General features: G+C 67.9%; 18 protein-coding genes and 1 pseudogene. 5 read left to right on the plus strand and 14 right to left on the minus strand.

The window, feature by feature from the left end:
• Positions 1-20: 20 nt before the first annotated feature.
• The 9 genes from NAM01S_RS23585 to NAM01S_RS23625 form a co-directional block, all read right to left on the minus strand.
• Positions 21-410 carry a peptidase inhibitor family I36 protein gene (locus NAM01S_RS23585; protein ID WP_084483221.1) on the minus strand — a complete coding sequence of 130 codons (390 nt, stop codon included), beginning with the start codon at positions 408-410 and terminating at the stop codon, positions 21-23.
• Between the two features lie 114 nt (positions 411-524).
• Positions 525-1922 carry a helix-turn-helix transcriptional regulator gene (locus NAM01S_RS37390; protein ID WP_372511722.1) on the minus strand — a complete coding sequence of 466 codons (1398 nt, stop codon included), beginning with the start codon at positions 1920-1922 and terminating at the stop codon, positions 525-527.
• A gap of 123 nt (positions 1923-2045) precedes the next feature.
• The gene (locus NAM01S_RS23595; protein WP_084483222.1) at positions 2046-2309 is read right to left on the minus strand and encodes a DUF3263 domain-containing protein; all 264 of its coding nucleotides are present in this window, start codon (positions 2307-2309) and stop codon (positions 2046-2048) included.
• 150 nt (positions 2310-2459) lie between these two features.
• Entirely contained in the window at positions 2460-3092 is a 633-nt protein-coding gene (locus tag NAM01S_RS23600; RefSeq protein ID WP_067788715.1) for an HAD family hydrolase, read from the minus strand.
• A complete protein-coding gene (locus NAM01S_RS23605; RefSeq protein ID WP_067788876.1) occupies positions 3089-4072 on the minus strand; it encodes an NADPH:quinone oxidoreductase family protein in 984 nt (327 codons plus the stop codon). The genes NAM01S_RS23600 and NAM01S_RS23605 overlap by 4 nt, the downstream gene beginning before the upstream one ends.
• Positions 4073-4164: 92 nt before the next feature.
• Entirely contained in the window at positions 4165-5202 is a 1038-nt protein-coding gene (locus NAM01S_RS23610) for a phosphotransferase family protein (protein ID WP_067788717.1), read from the minus strand.
• Complete coding sequence (locus tag NAM01S_RS23615) at positions 5195-5974, minus strand: SDR family oxidoreductase (RefSeq protein WP_067788718.1); 780 nt, start codon at positions 5972-5974, stop codon at positions 5195-5197. Before NAM01S_RS23615 ends, NAM01S_RS23610 begins: the two co-directional genes overlap by 8 nt.
• Positions 5974-7215 (minus strand): acyl-CoA dehydrogenase family protein, encoded by a 1242-nt coding sequence (locus NAM01S_RS23620; RefSeq protein WP_067788720.1) that lies wholly within the window; start codon positions 7213-7215, stop codon positions 5974-5976. The genes NAM01S_RS23615 and NAM01S_RS23620 overlap by 1 nt, the downstream gene beginning before the upstream one ends.
• Before the next feature lie 223 nt (positions 7216-7438).
• Positions 7439-8125, minus strand: a complete 687-nt coding sequence (locus NAM01S_RS23625; RefSeq protein ID WP_067788722.1) for a TetR/AcrR family transcriptional regulator — start codon at positions 8123-8125, stop codon at positions 7439-7441.
• A gap of 228 nt (positions 8126-8353) precedes the next feature.
• Here NAM01S_RS23625 and NAM01S_RS23630 point away from each other — a divergent pair, with 228 nt between their 5' ends.
• The 4 genes from NAM01S_RS23630 (at position 8354) to NAM01S_RS23645 (ending at position 12197) form a co-directional block, all read left to right on the plus strand.
• A complete protein-coding gene (locus NAM01S_RS23630) occupies positions 8354-9355 on the plus strand; it encodes an NADP-dependent oxidoreductase (protein WP_067788723.1) in 1002 nt (333 codons plus the stop codon).
• A 63-nt stretch (positions 9356-9418) separates the two neighbouring features.
• Positions 9419-10405: a GlxA family transcriptional regulator gene (locus NAM01S_RS23635; protein ID WP_067788724.1), complete on the plus strand. Its 987-nt coding sequence runs from the start codon at positions 9419-9421 to the stop codon at positions 10403-10405.
• 113 nt (positions 10406-10518) lie between these two features.
• Positions 10519-11571 (plus strand): HD domain-containing protein, encoded by a 1053-nt coding sequence (locus NAM01S_RS23640; protein WP_067788726.1) that lies wholly within the window; start codon positions 10519-10521, stop codon positions 11569-11571.
• Between the two features lie 17 nt (positions 11572-11588).
• Positions 11589-12197 (plus strand): DJ-1/PfpI family protein, encoded by a 609-nt coding sequence (locus NAM01S_RS23645; protein WP_067788727.1) that lies wholly within the window; start codon positions 11589-11591, stop codon positions 12195-12197.
• Positions 12198-12304: 107 nt separating this feature from the next.
• Here NAM01S_RS23645 and NAM01S_RS23650 read toward each other — a convergent pair whose 3' ends face one another.
• The 4 genes and pseudogenes from NAM01S_RS23650 to NAM01S_RS36210 form a co-directional block, all read right to left on the minus strand.
• Positions 12305-13024 carry an energy-coupling factor ABC transporter ATP-binding protein gene (locus tag NAM01S_RS23650; RefSeq protein ID WP_067788879.1) on the minus strand — a complete coding sequence of 240 codons (720 nt, stop codon included), beginning with the start codon at positions 13022-13024 and terminating at the stop codon, positions 12305-12307.
• On the minus strand, positions 13021-13776 hold the full coding sequence (gene cbiQ, locus NAM01S_RS23655; protein ID WP_067788729.1) for a cobalt ECF transporter T component CbiQ: 756 nt from the start codon (positions 13774-13776) through the stop codon (positions 13021-13023). The genes NAM01S_RS23650 and cbiQ overlap by 4 nt, the downstream gene beginning before the upstream one ends.
• Positions 13769-14212 (minus strand): PDGLE domain-containing protein, encoded by a 444-nt coding sequence (locus NAM01S_RS36205; protein WP_218018446.1) that lies wholly within the window; start codon positions 14210-14212, stop codon positions 13769-13771. The genes cbiQ and NAM01S_RS36205 overlap by 8 nt, the downstream gene beginning before the upstream one ends.
• Positions 14189-14911, minus strand: a pseudogene (locus NAM01S_RS36210) (energy-coupling factor ABC transporter permease); the annotation flags it as partial. The gene NAM01S_RS36205 and the pseudogene NAM01S_RS36210, both read right to left, overlap by 24 nt.
• A gap of 75 nt (positions 14912-14986) precedes the next feature.
• On the opposite strand from NAM01S_RS36210, the gene NAM01S_RS23665 reads away from it, so the two are divergent.
• Positions 14987-15319 carry an ArsR/SmtB family transcription factor gene (locus NAM01S_RS23665; RefSeq protein WP_301316260.1) on the plus strand — a complete coding sequence of 111 codons (333 nt, stop codon included), beginning with the start codon at positions 14987-14989 and terminating at the stop codon, positions 15317-15319.
• A gap of 30 nt (positions 15320-15349) precedes the next feature.
• On the opposite strand, the gene NAM01S_RS23670 is transcribed toward NAM01S_RS23665, so the two are convergent.
• Positions 15350-16165: a class II glutamine amidotransferase gene (locus tag NAM01S_RS23670; RefSeq protein WP_067788733.1), complete on the minus strand. Its 816-nt coding sequence runs from the start codon at positions 16163-16165 to the stop codon at positions 15350-15352.
• Positions 16166-16176 lie beyond the last annotated feature (11 nt).

Consider the following 16176-nt stretch of genomic DNA (forward strand, 5'->3'; position numbering starts at 1 on the left):
CGGGGCATCTACTGGGCGGCTCAGGCGCAGACGCGCACCGCGTCGGCCGCGTTGTCGGCACCGCGCGGCATGTTCCCCCGACCGTTGTTCGGGACGGAGGCGAGCAGCTGCCAGCGCACGCCGGTCCAGTTGTACACACCCACGGTTTTGCCGGTGCGGTTCCAGTACGACGTCAGGCGGTCGCCGACGCCGCCGTTGCCGATGTCGTGCAGCACGCAGTTCGAATCGACCTGCACGATCATGCTGCCGGTGCCGTCGGGACCGTCCCAGCCGCAGAACAATCCGCCAGGACAGGCATAGCCGTAGCCAGCGGATGCCGGAGCGGCCGAGACCGTGGTGCCGATCGCGGTGCAGGCCAGCGCGGCCAACGCGGCGGCCGCCATGCGGCGCGGTATGGATGCTGAATTCATCGTTGTCCCCTCGTGATTCGGTCCCGGCGAGGCGGGATAGCTTCGCCGCGATCAATCGTGTCCGAATCACCCGAACGGGAAATCCGTACTGCCACGGAGCAGCGGTACGGAATTTCAGCGCTGCTCCGCGACCCAGGCGGCGATCTGGGTGCGGTTGGTCGAGCCGAGCTTGGCGAGGATGTGCTGCACGTGACTTTCGGCCGTGCGCTCGGAAATGCCAAGGAGCGAAGCGATCTGCCGATTGGTGAGACCTTCGGCCACATGCGCCGCGACCTCGGCCTCGCGACGCGTCAGTCCGCTCGGGCGATCACCGCGCAGGGTGCCTGCCAGCTGGTCGGCGCGGCGGGCCAGCGGCGCCATACCCAATCGCGCGGCGGCCGCGCCGACACTCGCGCACAGCGCCGCGGCCTCGTCGGTATCGCCGGGCCGACGGCGGCGGGCCAGGATGCGGGCCAGCTCGTATCTGGCCAGCTCCGTATACGGGGCGGTACCGGCAAGGTCGTTGGCGGCGACGCCTTTTCGCAGCTCGTCGACGGCGTCGTCGAGGCGCCCACAGGCACCCAGCGCGATGCCGAGATACGTGCGAGCCGAGCCGAAGTTCACGAGGGTCGAGGCTCCGGCGGTGACGAACAGGTCGGCGTACGGGCGCAGCCGGGCGGCCAGGTCCGCGGCGACGTCGGCGGCATCGAACATCGCCGCGAGTTCGATCCTGGTCGCCATTGCGGTCAGCAGCGTCGGCGGCGGCACCGTCTCGATGTCGGGGGCGGTGCGAAACAGCAGGCGAGCACGCTCGAGGTCACCGCGCTGCGCCCAGTGGACGCCGTGCGACGGCACGAGGAATCCCGGTGCGCTGCGGTCGTTCTCCTCGAATTGCTCGGCGTCGACGAGGCCTCGGTCGGTGAGCCCGTCGATGACTATCAACACGAAAACCGAAGGGCCGACGAGCGATTCGTGCGAACGTCCCCCGATCAGGCGCAACCCTTCACGGGTGTCGGCGATCGCCTCGTCGAACCGGCCCCGAGACAGCGCCGTTGCCGCCGTGCGGCGCAGGTAGTGCCAGCGGGCGAGGGGTCTGCGCAGCCGTTGCGTCAGCTGCCGCATCGGCGCGAGTTCCGCTTCGGCCTCGTCCAGTCTGCCGAGCATCGTCAGCGCGTCGAAGCGCCACAGTCGGCCCCAGAGCAGGGTGTCGTCATCGTGTTCGGCCGCGCCGAGGACGAGCATCTGGTCGGCCAGATCGAGCCGTTCGCGCACCCCGTCCGGACCGGACCTGGCCATCTGCCTGGCCCGCAGCGCCGAACGCAGCACCGCGCCATCGCCGATCCTGCGCGCCATCGCGAGCGCCTCGGCCGAGATCCGATCGCAGTCGCCGCCGCCGGTGATCCCCGCCTCGCCCGCCCGCAGGGCAAGTAGCCGCACCCGTAGCGGACTGTCCTCGGTGGGTAGCCGGGCCAGCGCCTCGGCGGCCAGCTGAGACCGCCTGGTCGAGAAGGGTGGCGAGCAACTCCGACTCACGCGCCCGCCCGACGAGATCACCCATGCACGGCACGATATAGCGCCACGCCGACCGCGTCCGGCGGATGACGAGCGGCGCCACCCTGTATCCGGTTGTAGCCCAGCGAGTCTCCGGCTACGCCACTACGAAGTGCGGGGCTCTCGGCCCGCGATTCGAATCAGTCGCCCCGGCGACGTGCGGGTCAATCGATCGACGCACTGGTCGCGAAGTCTCGCGACGGTCGAATTGTCGAGCGCGCGGGCGGCGGGCGAACCGAGCAGGCGCATCAGGCGAATGTGGAATTCCCTCGGGCAGAGGCCGAACCGCAGGAAAGCTTCGTCGTCGTTGCCGCCGAAGGGCGCCCATTCGGCGGCGAATTCCAGCATGTCGTTTTCGTACCGGCTCATTGGCGACCTTCGGGCGGGGATGTGGAGCTACCGGCCTGTGCCGCGGCGCACAGCAGACCGGCACGGCTACTGACAGTGCGCGGCGTCGCCGTCTGGATCGGCGAACGCCGCGCACCGCGCGATGGGTTCAGCCGCAAGCCGGGCGGCGGTTCACCCGATGCGGAATCGCTCGGCCAGTTGACGACCGGTGTCCTCGGCCGAGGTGTGCAGTACCCCGGCGATGCCGAGTCGCGCCGCGCCGTCCAGGTTTTGGCGCAGATCGTCGATCATGACCGCCCGATCCGGCTGGACGCCGAGACCGTCGCAGGCGATCTGGTAGATCCGCCGCGACGGTTTGCGTACGCCCACCTCCGAGGAGATGACGACGACATCGGCGAGCGCGGTCAGATCGAATCCGGCGTAGCAGTCACGCCCGAAAGCGTTCGACACCAGCGCGACCGGAACCCCGGCGGCCCGCACCCGTTGGATCAGCTCGATTGTCGCGTCGTCCCTGGCCAGCCCGCTCTGCATCCTGGCGCTCAGCCCCGCCGGGTCGACGTCGGCGCCGTGCGCACGCAATCGTTCGCAGAAACCGCTGTCGAAGGCCTCGGCATCGATGCGACCGGATTCGTGGTCCGCCAGCAGCTTTCGCGCGATCTCGTCCGTGCTCAGCAAGGTGATCGGCAGGTCGGGAAATCCCAGCGAAGCCCCGAATTCGCGGAACGCGTCGAGCACGCTCGTGGTCATGACGCCGCCGAAATCCACGAGCACCGCGTCGCGCGGGTCGATCGACGACGCGGTCATGGCTGGAACACGATTCGTCCGACGGTGCTGCCGTCGCCGAGGCGGCCGAGGCCCTCGGCTACCTCGGTGAGGGCGAGCCGTTCGCTGATCAGCGGCTTGATCGCCCGGGTTGCCGCGAGCCGGGTGAGCTCGTCGTGGCAGTCCGCGATGGCCTGGGTGTCGTACCGCTTGTACAGGCCCCAGTGCAGCCCGATGATCGAATAATTCTTGATCAGCGCGTGATTGAGCGCGGGCTGGGGAATCGTGCCGCCCGCGAAGCCGATCACCAGGATGCGACCTTCGAAGGCAATGCATTTGGTGGATTTGGCGTAGGCGTCACCACCGACCGGATCGTAGACGACGTCGACGCCGCGACCGCCGGTGAACTCTTGGACGACCGGAAGGAAGTCCTCGGTGTGCCGGTCGATCACCAGATCCGCGCCGAGAGACCGGCAGTACTCGGCCTTCTCCGCGCCGCCGACGACGCCGATCACCGTCGCTCCCGCCGCCTTGCCGAGCTGGACGGCGCAACTGCCGACACCGCCCGCGGCGGCGTGCACCAGCAGGGTCTCCCCCGGCCGCAGGCTGGTCCGCCGGTGCAGCGCGAACCAGCCGGTCTGGTAGCCGATGCTCAATGCCGACGCCTCGGCGTCGACGAGCGCGCCCGGCGCGGGAAACGCGTTGCCCTCGTCGACGATCGCCAGTTCGGCGAACGCCCCTCCTGGCAGGTTCGGGGTGCCGATCACCCGGTCCCCGACCGCGAACCGCGTGACCCCCGCACCAATCGCGACGACCTCACCGCACAGTTCGACGCCGGGCGTGAACGGCAGCGGCGGCTTGATCTGATACTCGCCGCGGCACAGCAGCACGTCCGGGAAGTTCGCCGGTGCGGCGAGCACCCGCACCAGCAACTGCCCCGATCCGGGCTCCGGGTCCGCGATCTCTTCGAACCGCAGCACATCGCGCGGCTGGCCGAGTTCGTGTACTCGCCAAGCTTTCACGTCAACTCCTCGTGGTGGTACCTGATCCGCCGCCATCGGCGGATCGCTGAGCTCGGCGCGGTCCGAGCTCGCGGCGCGCTGCGCCGGATCGGTCAAATACCCGCGGCGTCCGCGATCTCGATCGCTTTGTGCACGATCGCGTCGATGAGCTCGACGGTCGGCGTGCCCGCGGCCGCCTTGTTCTGCGGTTCGTCGATCGCCCGGCGCATGACGCCCTCGGCGATCACGGCCAGCTTCCACAGTCCGAGCACGTGCCAGTACCGCAAGGCCGCCGGGTCGCGCCCGGTTTCGGACAGGTACACCTCGGCGAGTTCGGCGCGGGTCGGGAAGCCGGGCAGTGCCGAGGCGGGGAAATCACCGCCGGTGTCCTCCCCCGGTTCGGCCCAGTAGGCGAGCAGGCTGCCCATATCGGCCAGCGGTTCGCCCAGCGTGGACAGCTCCCAGTCCAAAGCAGCGACGAGCTCACCGGATTCGCGATCGGCGATGACGTTGCGCAGATGGAAGTCGCCGTGCACCAGCGTGATCTCGCGCTGTTCCGGCATCGCCGCGACCAGCCTGCGGGTCAGGTCGTCGAGTTCGGGCAGCTCCCTGGTCTTGGACCGCTCCCACTGCCCGGCCCAGCGTTTGAGCTGGCGCTGGGCATACGGCTTGTGGCTGGCCAGGTCCGCGAGACCGACCGCGTCGATGTCGACGGCGTGGATCTTCGCCAAAGTGCGAACCAACGACAGCGCGATTTCGCGGCGCCGCTGCGGCGTCAGCGACCGCGCGATCTCCATCGTGTCGACGACCTGACCGTCGACGTACTCCATCAAGACCAGCGGCACGTCAGAGATGGCCGGATCGTTGGCGACCCCGAGGATGCGCGGCGCCGGCACCGCGGTGTCTTCCAACGCCGCGATGATCCGCGCCTCCCGCATCACATCGTGCGCCGACGCGAGCAGGTGACCCAACGGCGGTCGGCGCAGCACCCAGCGCCGGTCGACGGCGTCGGTGACCAGGTAGGTCAGATTGGATTGGCCGAGACCGATCCTGCTGAAGCGCAGCGGCCCGTCGACCTCGATGCCCAGGGAATCGAGCCAACCGGCCACCGCCGCCGGATCGATCGCCACGGTGTCGGAAACCTCAGGCATCGGCCGAGCCCCCGCGGAACATCGTGGCGTCGCCGAGTCGCTGGCCGCCGTCGATGACCATCGTCTCGCCGGTCATCCAGCTAGCGGCGTCGGAGGCGAGGAAGACGATCGCAGAGGCGATGTCCTCCGGCTCGCCGATCCGGTTCAGCGGCGTCTGCTCGTTCAGCAGGTTCTCGTGCTCCTGCCACAGCGCCGCGGCCAGGCGGGTGCGCACCACGCCGGGCGCGACCGAGTTGACCCGGATCTTCGGCGAAAGTTCCAGCGCCATCTGCTTGGTCAGGTGGATCAGCGCGGCCTTGCTCGCGTTGTAGAGGCCGAGGTTCGCCTCGAAACCGAGTCCGCCGATGGAGGCGGTATTGATCACGCTGCCGCCGTGCTCGCCCATCCACGCGCCGGTGGCCAGCGAGGTCCACAGGATCGGGGCCCACAGGTTCACGTCGAAGGTCTTGCTGAACCGGGCGTGATCCTGGCCGATCACCGGGCCGTAGGCGGGATTGGTGCCCGCGTTGTTGACGAGAATGTCGACGCTGCCGAACTTCTCCAGCGTCAGGTCGATGCAGCGGCGCGCCGCGTCCTCGTCGACGGCGTGCGCGGCGACACCGAGCGCGTTGCCGTCCACCTGCGCGGCAGCGGCGTCCGCGGAGTCCTGCGAGCGGGAGGTGAGCACGACATTGCCGCCCGCCGCGGCGATGGCCTGCGCGGCGGCGAGTCCGATACCGCGCGAGGCGCCGGTGACGATGGCGGTACGTCCGCTCAGATCGATGGTGGTCATCAGGCCTTCACTCCATTGCTCGTGGCGGTCTCGACGGTGCGGTACTTGCCAAGCTCCTGCCGGGCGATCGCCCGCTTGTGCACCTCGTCCGGGCCGTCGGCCAGCCGCAGGGTGCGCAGATGCGCCCAGGCCATGGCGAGCGGGAAGTCGTCGGTGACGCCCGCGGCACCGTGCACCTGGATCGCGCGGTCCACCACCTTCAGCGCGATCTGCGGGGCCGCGACCTTGATCGCGGCGATCTCGGTGCGCGCCTCCTTGTTGCCGACCGTGTCCATCAAATAGGCGGCCTTCAAGGTGAGCAGCCGGATCATCTCGATCTCGATCCGCGATTCGGCGATCCAGTCCTGGATGTTGGCGTTCTCGCTGATCGGCTTGCCGAAAGTGCTGCGCGAGCGGGCGCGCTTGCACAGCAGTTCCAGCGCGCGCTCGGCCATGCCGATCGAACGCATGCAGTGGTGGATACGGCCGGGTCCGAGGCGCGCCTGGCTGATGGCGAAACCCTCGCCCTCGCCTTTGAGCACATCCTTGGCGGGCACCCTGACGTCGGCGAAATCGATCTCGGCGTGGCCCTCGCGGTCCTGATAGCCGAAGACGGGCAGGTTGCGCATGACCGTGACGCCTGGCGCGTCGATCGGCACGACCATCATCGACTGCTGGCGATGCGGCGCCGCGGCCGGATCGGTCTTGCCCATCACGATCAGCACCTTGCAGTTCTTGTGCAACGCGTTGGAGGCGAACCACTTGCGGCCGTTCAGGATGTAGTCGCCGCCGTCGCGGACCATCGACAGCTCGACATTGGTCGCGTCCGAGCTGGCCACGCGCGGTTCGGTCATCGCGAACGCGGACGCCATCGTGCCGTCGAGCAGCGGCTTCAAGTACTTCTGCTTGTGCTCGTCCGTGCCGAAGAGGGTCAGGACCTCCATGTTGCCGGTGTCGGGCGCGTTGCAGTTGCACGCCTCCGACGCGATGTGGCTGCGACCCATGATCTCGGCCAACGGCGCGTATTCCAGGTTGGTCAGTCCCGGCCCCCATTCCGGATGGGGATGGAAGAGATTCCACAGTCCACGGCGCCGGGCCTCGGCCTTGAGCTCCTCCATGATCGGCGGATGGAAATGCGGATCACCGGATTCGCGCATCTGCCGCTCGTAGACGGCTTCGGCGGGGTAGACGTGCGAATCCATGAACTCGAGCAGGTCCGCCTGATATTTCGAGGCACGTTCGGACATGTCGAACAGGGACATCCTGGCTCCTGACGGTAGGACGGGTGTCGGCGGTGCGATGTCCGGGCGATACCTCGGCACGGCCGAGCCGACTGCGGGGTGACGAGCTGCGATCCATTCCCCACGAAAGTGTATATCTGAAGTCGGCGTCAAGTTCAAATAGTGCGGCCGAAAGCTCCCCGAACCGGGCGAATGGCAGTCGCGTTTCGCGCGCTACGAACCCCGCGTCACGCCAGGAAGGCGGTTACTCCCCCGAAGGAATGCGCAGAGCGTTGACCCACAGCCGCGTCGCGGTGTCGATCACCTCGTCGAGCGGCGCCCGATCGACCTCGTCCGCACCGGCGACGAAATGGTGGAAGGCCAGTCGGCTGACCATGCTGGACAACGCGCGCGAGGCCAGCATCGGATCGAGGTCCGCATCGGCGAGCCCCCGCTCCTGGAGGTTCTCGATGCTGCGCGCGTTGCGTACGACGAACGCCTCCGCGCGGTTGCGCCGCAGCCGGGCGAACTCGGGGTCGATATTGGCGACCTGTTCGAGCAGGCCCATCAGCTTCGCGTTGCGCTCGTAGGCCAGGAAGTAGGCGCGGTTGCTCGCCGCGATGATCCGCGCCGGATCGGCGTCCTCGGCCACCCGGGGCATACCCGGATGCATCATGTCCTCCTGGGCCACTTCCAGCACGGCCGCGAAGATCTCTTCCTTGCTCGCGAAGTAGGTGTAGAAGGTTCCCGACGAGCACTTGGCCGCCTTGGTGATGTCTACCAGCCGCGTGTCCAGGTACCCGTTTCGCTCGAACACCTTCCGCGCCGCCGCGACCAGCGCCCCGCGGGTCCGCAGACCGCGCTGGGTCGTCGGCAACTCCCGCAGCAGCGACGAGCGCGCCATGGACGGTGGCGCGTCATGGTCGTCGACGTCGGTGCCAGGAATAGTCATGTCGCATTTATACGTCCGGTCGATGTCGCGGGTGGTCTCGGGCGGGGATTCCAGACCCTGTCGACGGTCGACGAGCCGGATCGGGTCGCCACTGATTGAACCTGACGCCGATTTCAATTACCCTCCGGAAGAATCGCCGCCTGGATCGAGCACGCCGGGGCGCGCCGACATCGGTCGAGTGCCGAACCGCCGGTTTCGACGTCATCACGGAACAGAAAGAGAACACGCATGCCGAAGACACAGCAGGTCCGTCTCGCGCAGCGCCCGACCGGGCTGACCACCGACGACACCTGGAACGTGACGACCGAGGAGACCCCGGCCCTCGCCGACGGGCAGCTGCTGGTCAAGGTCGACTTCATCTCCCTCGACCCGGCCATGCGCGGGTGGCTCAACGACGTGCGCTCGTATGTTCCGCCGGTCGGCATCGGTGAGATCATGCGCTCGCTCGATATCGCGACCGTCGTGGAATCCACCCACCCGGACTTCGCGGTCGGAGACACCGTGAGCGGCATATTCGGGGTGACCGAGTACGCGGTCAGCGACGGCAGGGGTGTCCAGCGCGTCGACCTGTCCGTAGCGCCAGGACCCACCTGGCTCGGCGCACTCGGAATGCCCGGGATGACGGCGTATTTCGGCCTGTTGGAGGTCGGGAAGTTGCAGGCCGGGGAGACGGTGGTGGTTTCCGCGGCGGCGGGCGCCGTCGGCAGTGTCGTGGGCCAGATCGCGAAAGCCAAAGGCGCGCACGTCATCGGCATCGCCGGTGGGCCGGAGAAGTGCAGGATGCTCACCGAGGAGCTCGGGTTCGACGCGGCCATCGACTACCGCAACGAATCGGTGTTGAACCGGTTGCGGGAAGTGGCGCCCAAGGGCATCGACATCTACTTCGACAATGTCGGTGGCGAGATCCTCGATGCCGCACTCGCCAACCTCTGCCGCGGAGCGCGCGTGGTGCTGTGCGGCGCGATCTCGGCGTACAACGACGAGACACTCGCGCCCGGCCCGTCGCGCTACATGTCTCTGCTGGTCTACCGCGCGTCCATGACCGGCTTCGTCGTGTTCGACTACGCCGACCGCTACGGCGAGGCCGTCCAGCAGATCGCGCAATGGCTGGCCGAGGGCAAGCTGAAGAGCCGCGAGCACGTCGTCGAGGGCGGGGTCGCGCGCTTCGGCGAGACGTTGAACATGCTGTTCACCGGCGCGAACAACGGAAAGCTCGTGCTCGCGGTCTGATTCGGCCGATCGCGTGCCGACAGTGCCGCCAGGCCGAATCTGATCATCGATTAAATTCTGGCCATGGCGATCGTGGCGGTTCTGGCTCCGGACAGCGTGCTCGGTTTCGAAGTGATGCTTCCTGGCATGGTGTTCGGCGCCGCGAATACGGTGAGCGGGGAACAGCACTACGACATCCGGATCGTGACGATCGGCGGAACCGCGGCCGCCGCTCCCGAACACGGTGCGGTGCGGCTTGTGACGGAGTGGGGTCTCGACAGTCTGGCCGACGCCGATACCGTCGTCGTGCCGGGTCAGGCCGAATTCCGTTGTGAGCCGACCGCTGTCGTTCGTGACGCACTGCTGGACGCGGCCGCGCGCGGAGCGCGGTTGGCTTCCGTCTGCGTCGGCGCGTTCGCCCTCGCCGCGACCGGGCTGCTCGACGGGCAGCGCGCGACCACCCATTGGGAACACGCCGCCGAGCTGGCGCGCCGTCATCCGCTCGTCGACGTCGACGCCTCGGTGCTGTTCATCGACAATGGCGCGGTGCTCACCTCGGCCGGGGCGGCGGCGGGGCTCGATCTGTGCCTGCACATGGTTCGCCGGGATCTCGGCGCCAAGGTGGCGGCCGACACCGCGCGGCAGATCGTGATGCCGCCGCAAAGGGACGGCGGGCAAGCGCAATTCATCGCGCACAGCGACCCGGACAGCCCGGACAGCTCCCTGCAGCCGGTCCTGGATTGGATGCAGGTCAACCTGCACCGTCCACTCACCCTCGACGACATCGCCGCGCACGGAACCATCAGTGTGCGCAGCCTCAACCGCCGGTTCCGCGCCGAGATCGGGACCACTCCCCTTCAGTGGCTGTTGCGCGCCCGTGTGCACCGCGCGCAACAGCTGCTCGAGACCACCGACCTGTCCATCGACCGCATCGCCGAAGAGGCGGGCTTCGGCGCCGCCGCGACCTTCCGGTATCACTTCGCCCGGCTGACACGAACATCTCCGCAGGCCTACCGCAACAGCTTTCACCATGTCGGCCGTTCCACGCGGCCCGTCGAACGAACGGCCTAGCCGCTGACCCATGAGAACCGTGGCCAGATTTGAGCACTACATGGCTATCTGGCCACTGGGCGACGGTTACTTCTGAGCACACACTGAGTGGGCACAATCGGAAGGGAAACACGATGACCGTTCAGCAAGCCGACAAAGCCCAATTCAATTTTCCCACTTCGGAACTCGCCGTCGCCGCGGACGCGTTGGTCGCCGCGGTCTCACCGCAGCTCGTCTACAACCACTGTGTGCGCAGCTATCTGTACGCCCGGGAGGTGGCGACCGCTGAGGGATTGCGCGAAGGTGTGGACTACGACGGCGAACTGCTCTACCTCGGCTGCCTTCTGCACGATCTCGGCGCGACCGAGCACGCCAACGGCGACCAGCGTTTCGAGGTCGACGGCGCCGACGCCGCCGCGGACTTCCTCAGAAGCAAAGGTGTCGACGACGCGCGGGTTCGAACCGTGTGGAACGCTGTCGCGCTGCACACCGTCGACGGCATCGCCCATCGTTTCGGGCCCGTGGAAGCCCTGGTGCAGCGCGGCACTGGAGTCGACATCGTCGGCCGGGACCGAGAACTTCTGCCCGAAGGGTTCGCCGATCGAGTGCATGCCGTGTGGCCCCGTTACGACCTCGGGTACTCGTTCGGCGAGATACTGGCGCGGCAGGTGCGCGACAACACGGCCAAGGGCAGCCCGTTCACGTTCCCGGGCCAGGTCTGCCAGTTGTACTACCCGACGCACGGACCGATCACCTGGTTCGACATCGTGGATGGCGCGGGCTGGAACGACCGGCCGGTGCAGGTCGATTCCGGCAGTGTCGGGGCCGCCGCGCCCGCCGAACTAGCGCCGCGGTTCGAGCGCTACTTCAACGCCGGTGACCTCGACGGCTTGATGTCGCTGTACGAACCCGCGGCCCTGCTCTTCCCGAGCCCGGGCGACCGGCGATCCGGTACCGCGGCGATCCGGAACGCGCTCGGCGGCATGATCGGCTCCGGTGCGCGGATCGAGCTGCGGACGCGCCGGGTGCACGTAGTGGGCGAGCTGGCGCTGATCTCGAACGATGCCATCGTGTCGGGCGTGCGACCCGACGGCGAGCCGGTGATTTCCAGTTCCACCGAGATCGCCCGGCGCGGCCGTGACGGGTCCTGGCGGTACGTGCTCGACGACCCGTACTTCTCGCTGTGATCCCTGAGAGGCGACTCATGACCACATACGGAATCCTCGTCTTCGACCATGCCGAGGAACTCGACTTCGCCGGACCCTGGGAGGTTTTCACCACCTCGGCGATCCTGCGCGACGACGCCGATCGCGCCGTCCTGATCGCAGAACGGCCCGAACCGGTCCGATTCAGCAAAGGGCTTCGTGTGCTGCCGGACCACACGCTGGACGACCACCCGCCGCTGGATGTACTGCTGGTGCCGGGCGGACGCGGCGCACGGAAGACGCAGCCGCACAACGCGGTGGTCACCCAGTGGATCGCCAGAACGGCGGCCGAAGCCGCCTGGGTGGTAAGCGTCTGCACCGGAGCATTTCTGCTGCACGCCGCGGGCCCGGCGCGTGGCCGCCGCGTCGCCACGCACTGGAAGTACGAGGACGCGCTCGAAGCGCGCGGCGACGTCACCGTCGTCCGGGACGCACGATATGTCGTGGACGGCAATGTCCTCACCAGTCAGGGCGTTTCGGCCGGCATCGACAGCGCGCTCTGGCTGGTCGGCCGACTGCACGGTCGAGCGCACGCGCGAGCCGTGCGCCGGGAGATCCACTACGATCCGGCGCCCCCTTACCTCGCGGACGAACCCGAGGTGGGCTGACCGCAACGCCCGCGACGCGGCAATGCCGTCTCCCCGGAAGAAGGGAAGAGCACGTCAGCCCAGGGAAGCGCTCGGGTCGAGGAGGCTTCGGCGTCGCGTAACCTACCTCAGCTCAGGCGGTGCTTGGCGAGAAGCGCTGAATCTTCGAGGATTTCGTCGATCGGACCGTTCGCGACGATGTGGCCCGCGTCGAGGATCACCGCGCGTTCGCAGACGCGCTCTGCGTAGGGCAGGTCGTGGGTCACCATGAGGATCGTTGTGGGCAAGGTCAGGAGGATGTCGGCGAGTTCGCGGCGGGCGACCGGGTCGAGGTTGGCGGCGGGCTCGTCGAGCACGAGCACCTCCGGCCTGCACGCGAGGACGGTGGCCAAGGCGGCGCGGCGGCGTTCGCCGACCGAGAGGTGCGTCGGGGAGCGATCGGCCCGGTCCGTCATGCCGACCGCCGCGAGCGCGTCGCGCACGTCCGCGGCGAGACGTTCGCCCCGGACGCCGAAATTCGCCGGACCGAAGGCGACGTCCTGTTCGACGGTCGGCATGAACAGCTGGTCGTTGGGGTCCTGGAAGACGACGCCGACGCGTTGGCGGATGCTGCGAACAGTGTCGCGGTCCAGACGGGTTCCGCCGATGTGGACCTCCCCCGACGCGGCGGTGAGGACACCGTTCAGGTGCAGCATCAGCGTGGATTTTCCCGCGCCGTTGGGGCCGAGGACGGCCACCCGTTCCCCGGTGGCGATGTCGAGATTCACGCCGTGCAGGGCGCCGGTTCCGTCGGGATAGGCGAAGGTCAGGTCGACCAGGCGCACCGCGGGTGTCGTCGGCTCGGTCACCGGACCGCCCACGCGCTCAGGCAGACGCAGATCGCGGTGGCCGCAGGCAGCAAGCCGAAGAGCCACTGCGCTCGGGTTGCCGACTGGAGACCGAAATAGGTTGTCGTTCCGTCGAATCCGCGCGACAACATCGCCAGATGTACGCGTTCGCCCCGTTCGTAGGACCGCAGGAACAACTGGCCGGCGCCTCGGGCCGTCGCACCGGCCTGGCGCAGTGTGCGCGGGTCGTCGCCGCGCGAGATTCGGGCCGTGCGCATTCGCGCCGCCTCGTCCACGAGCACATCCACATACCGAAGCATGAGCACCACGATCATGACGATCACACCGGGCACACGCAGCCTGGCCAGCCCGGCGGGCAACTGGCCGACGCTCGTCGTCGCGGCCAAGGTCAGCGAGATACCCACGCCAAGGGTGCCTTTGGCGACGATTCCCCACGCGGCGTACAGACCGGTCGTCGACAGCGACAGCCCGGCGAAGACCGTCCTCGGTTCGCCCGCGGCAAACGGCAACAGTATCGCCAACACCACGAAGGGCGCTTCGATCAGCAGGCGCGGCGCGATCCACCCCAGCGGGATACCGATCCACCACCACAGCGCGACCAGACCGAGTGCGTAGCAACCGAACGGCCAGAACAGTTCTCGCGGCGTCGCGACGACAGCGAAGATCGCGATCACCGCGCAGACGATCTTCACTTCGACCGGCGCGCGATGGGCGGGCGAATTTCCCGGAAGGTACAGCCAGTGATCACTCACCTCTGGCCGACTCCGGCCCGGCGACGGCGGCTTTGTCCTCCCCGGAAGGCGTCCGATCCTTCCGTCCCGCCCGGACCGTTCGAAGCAGAGCGAACAGCGCGGCGAACGCGGCGGCGACGCCGAGAATGCCTGCGATACCGCTCAATTCGTCGTTACCGTCGATCGCGTAGTCGGCCAGCGGGGAGTTCGCGAGCCGATGTTCTTCGGCGCTCTGAGCGATGCATTCGCCGTGCAGTTCTTCGGCGCCGTCCACTTCGACCACCGTGCATCCGCGTTGGGTTGTGGCATCGAGCCCGTCCGGTTGCGAACTGGCCAGGTAGGACAGCGCGCCCGCGACGAGCACCGCGACCGCCGCGAACGCCCACAGGAAACCGGTCGTCGAGAGTCTCGCGCGCGGCGGAGCCGTGTCGGTTCGGCGTCGACCGGTGACGCGCAACAGGTAGACGAGATCGGGTCGCGCCTTCACCACGGCGACAACGGTGATCGCGGTGATGATTCCCTCTCCGACACCGATCATCGCGTGGGTGATCGACATGTATCCCGCGACGGCGCCGACGGTCGACCCCGCCGCACCACCGATCGCATACTCGACGACGAAACCCATTGCGGCGGCGAATGTTCCGACAAATGCCGCGACGAAGGCGGTGACAGCGATTCCGGAGCCCGCTCGCTTGGCCAGCACCGGCGGTATCAGGCGTGCGACCGAGTACCCCGCCGCGACGCCGATCAGCGCCATATTGGTGACGTTGGCGCCCAACGCGCTCAGTCCGCCATCGGCGAAAAGCAGCGCCTGGACGACGAGCACGATCGCGACACACAGTGCGCCGACATATGGTCCGACCAGGATCGCGGCGAGCGCCCCGCCGAGCAGATGTCCGCTCACGCCGGGCAGGATCGGAAAGTTCACCATCTGCACCGCGAAGATGAACGCGGCCACCAGACCCGCCATGGGAACGGCACGTTCATCCAGCTCGGCACGCGCCCGCCACGCGGCGAAACCTGTTCCGGCGACGGCGATCAGGACGAAGACCAAGGACGTCGGAGCGTCGATGATGCCGTCGCTCATATGCATGGCCACTGTGTAATCGCTCACCCCCCAAGACGATACGCTGGATATCTGCGCATGTGAACACATGTGAAGTCATGGGCGCGGAGACTGGCCCTACGCACGCGCGACCGGCAGAGTGGAGACGTGGCAGTCAGTCTTCCGCTGGATCCCGATCACGCGAGCCGCGCGGCATCGGGACTGGATATCGTCGGCATCGATCAGTGGGCCGGTCGTTTCGATCTGCTTTCCGATGCCCATCGACTTCGGCTCCTGGTATGCCTGCACCACGCGCCCGATATCAGCGTCAGCGATCTCGCCGCAGCGGTCGGTAAGTCCGGAACCGCTGTCTCCCAAGCTCTTCGGCTGCTTCGCCAGCAGGGCTGGGTGACCAGCACCAAGGACGGGCGCATCGTCCGCTACCGCCTGGCCGACGACACGATCCACGAGCTGCTGCATTGGATCGGAGCCACCCATGCCGAGGAGACGGTCCGGTGAGCGACGTGGTCTCGCGGTTCGACGGCGCGATCAGCGCACCGGTTGGAACGGTCGGATCTCGTCTTCGCCGGGCCGGATGACACCGGCGTACGACTCGGGGACCTCGTTCCACGCGCCTTCGAGGTCGCGCAGCGGTTCGGAGACCACGAACCGCGTCTCGTCGCCCAACCGGTGCAGTACTTCCACCTCCGGATGGAGGGCGCGAACCTTCTCCATGGCGGTCGAGAAGAACAGCGACCGCGTCCGGCCCTCGCTCGAGTAGCGGAAGACCCACAGGGAGGTGCCGTCCGTCGTCGCGACCGTCATCTGCACCGGGTTCTCGACGCCGTGGCGGGCGCCGACGTCCTCGACGAATCCGACCGCACGCGCGACCGCGGCGAACGGGTCCTCGGTGAGACCGAAGGTCAGCGCAAGGAAGAAGAGGGTCTCGGAGTCCGTGGAGCCTTCGATGTCGCGGTAGAGGCCGGGGTCGACAGCCATCGCGAGGTCGCGCTTGACCTCGGAGAATCCTCGCAGTGCGCCGTTGTGCATCCACAGCCAGTTGCCGTACCGGAACGGGTGGCAGTTGCTGCGCTGCACCGGGGTGCCCGTCGACGCGCGCACATGCGCGAACAGCAGCGGCGTACGAATCTGCCGGGAGAGTTCCTGGAGATTGCGCTCGTTCCACGCGGGTTCGATGCATTTGAAGACCGCGGGCGTGGGGCCCTCGCCGTACCACCCGATGCCGAAACCGTCGCCGTTCGTGGTGGTCGCGCCCATGCGCGAGTGCAGGCTCTGGTCGATCAGGGAGTGGACAGGTCGGAACAGCAGGTCCTCGATGAGGATCGGATCGCCGGAGTATGCCATCCACCTGCACA

Origin of the sequence: Nocardia amikacinitolerans NBRC 108937 (assembly GCF_001612615.1) — a bacterium.
GTDB classification, from domain to species: domain Bacteria; phylum Actinomycetota; class Actinomycetes; order Mycobacteriales; family Mycobacteriaceae; genus Nocardia; species Nocardia amikacinitolerans.

Excerpts from the sequence above, each read along its gene's own strand:
- NAM01S_RS23585 (WP_084483221.1), bottom strand. The coding sequence starts at position 410 with ATGAATTCAGCATCCATACCGCGCCGCATGGCGGCCGCCGCGTTGGCC.
- NAM01S_RS23595 (WP_084483222.1), bottom strand. The coding sequence starts at position 2,309 with ATGAGCCGGTACGAAAACGACATGCTGGAATTCGCCGCCGAATGGGCG.
- NAM01S_RS23600 (WP_067788715.1), bottom strand. The coding sequence starts at position 3,092 with ATGACCGCGTCGTCGATCGACCCGCGCGACGCGGTGCTCGTGGATTTC.
- NAM01S_RS23610 (WP_067788717.1), bottom strand. The coding sequence starts at position 5,202 with ATGCCTGAGGTTTCCGACACCGTGGCGATCGATCCGGCGGCGGTGGCC.
- NAM01S_RS23615 (WP_067788718.1), bottom strand. The coding sequence starts at position 5,974 with ATGACCACCATCGATCTGAGCGGACGTACCGCCATCGTCACCGGCGCC.
- NAM01S_RS23620 (WP_067788720.1), bottom strand. The coding sequence starts at position 7,215 with ATGTCCCTGTTCGACATGTCCGAACGTGCCTCGAAATATCAGGCGGAC.
- NAM01S_RS23625 (WP_067788722.1), bottom strand. The coding sequence starts at position 8,125 with ATGACTATTCCTGGCACCGACGTCGACGACCATGACGCGCCACCGTCC.
- NAM01S_RS23630 (WP_067788723.1), top strand. The coding sequence starts at position 8,354 with ATGCCGAAGACACAGCAGGTCCGTCTCGCGCAGCGCCCGACCGGGCTG.
- NAM01S_RS23635 (WP_067788724.1), top strand. The coding sequence starts at position 9,419 with ATGGCGATCGTGGCGGTTCTGGCTCCGGACAGCGTGCTCGGTTTCGAA.
- NAM01S_RS23640 (WP_067788726.1), top strand. The coding sequence starts at position 10,519 with ATGACCGTTCAGCAAGCCGACAAAGCCCAATTCAATTTTCCCACTTCG.
- NAM01S_RS23645 (WP_067788727.1), top strand. The coding sequence starts at position 11,589 with ATGACCACATACGGAATCCTCGTCTTCGACCATGCCGAGGAACTCGAC.
- NAM01S_RS23670 (WP_067788733.1), bottom strand. The coding sequence starts at position 16,165 with ATGGCATACTCCGGCGATCCGATCCTCATCGAGGACCTGCTGTTCCGA.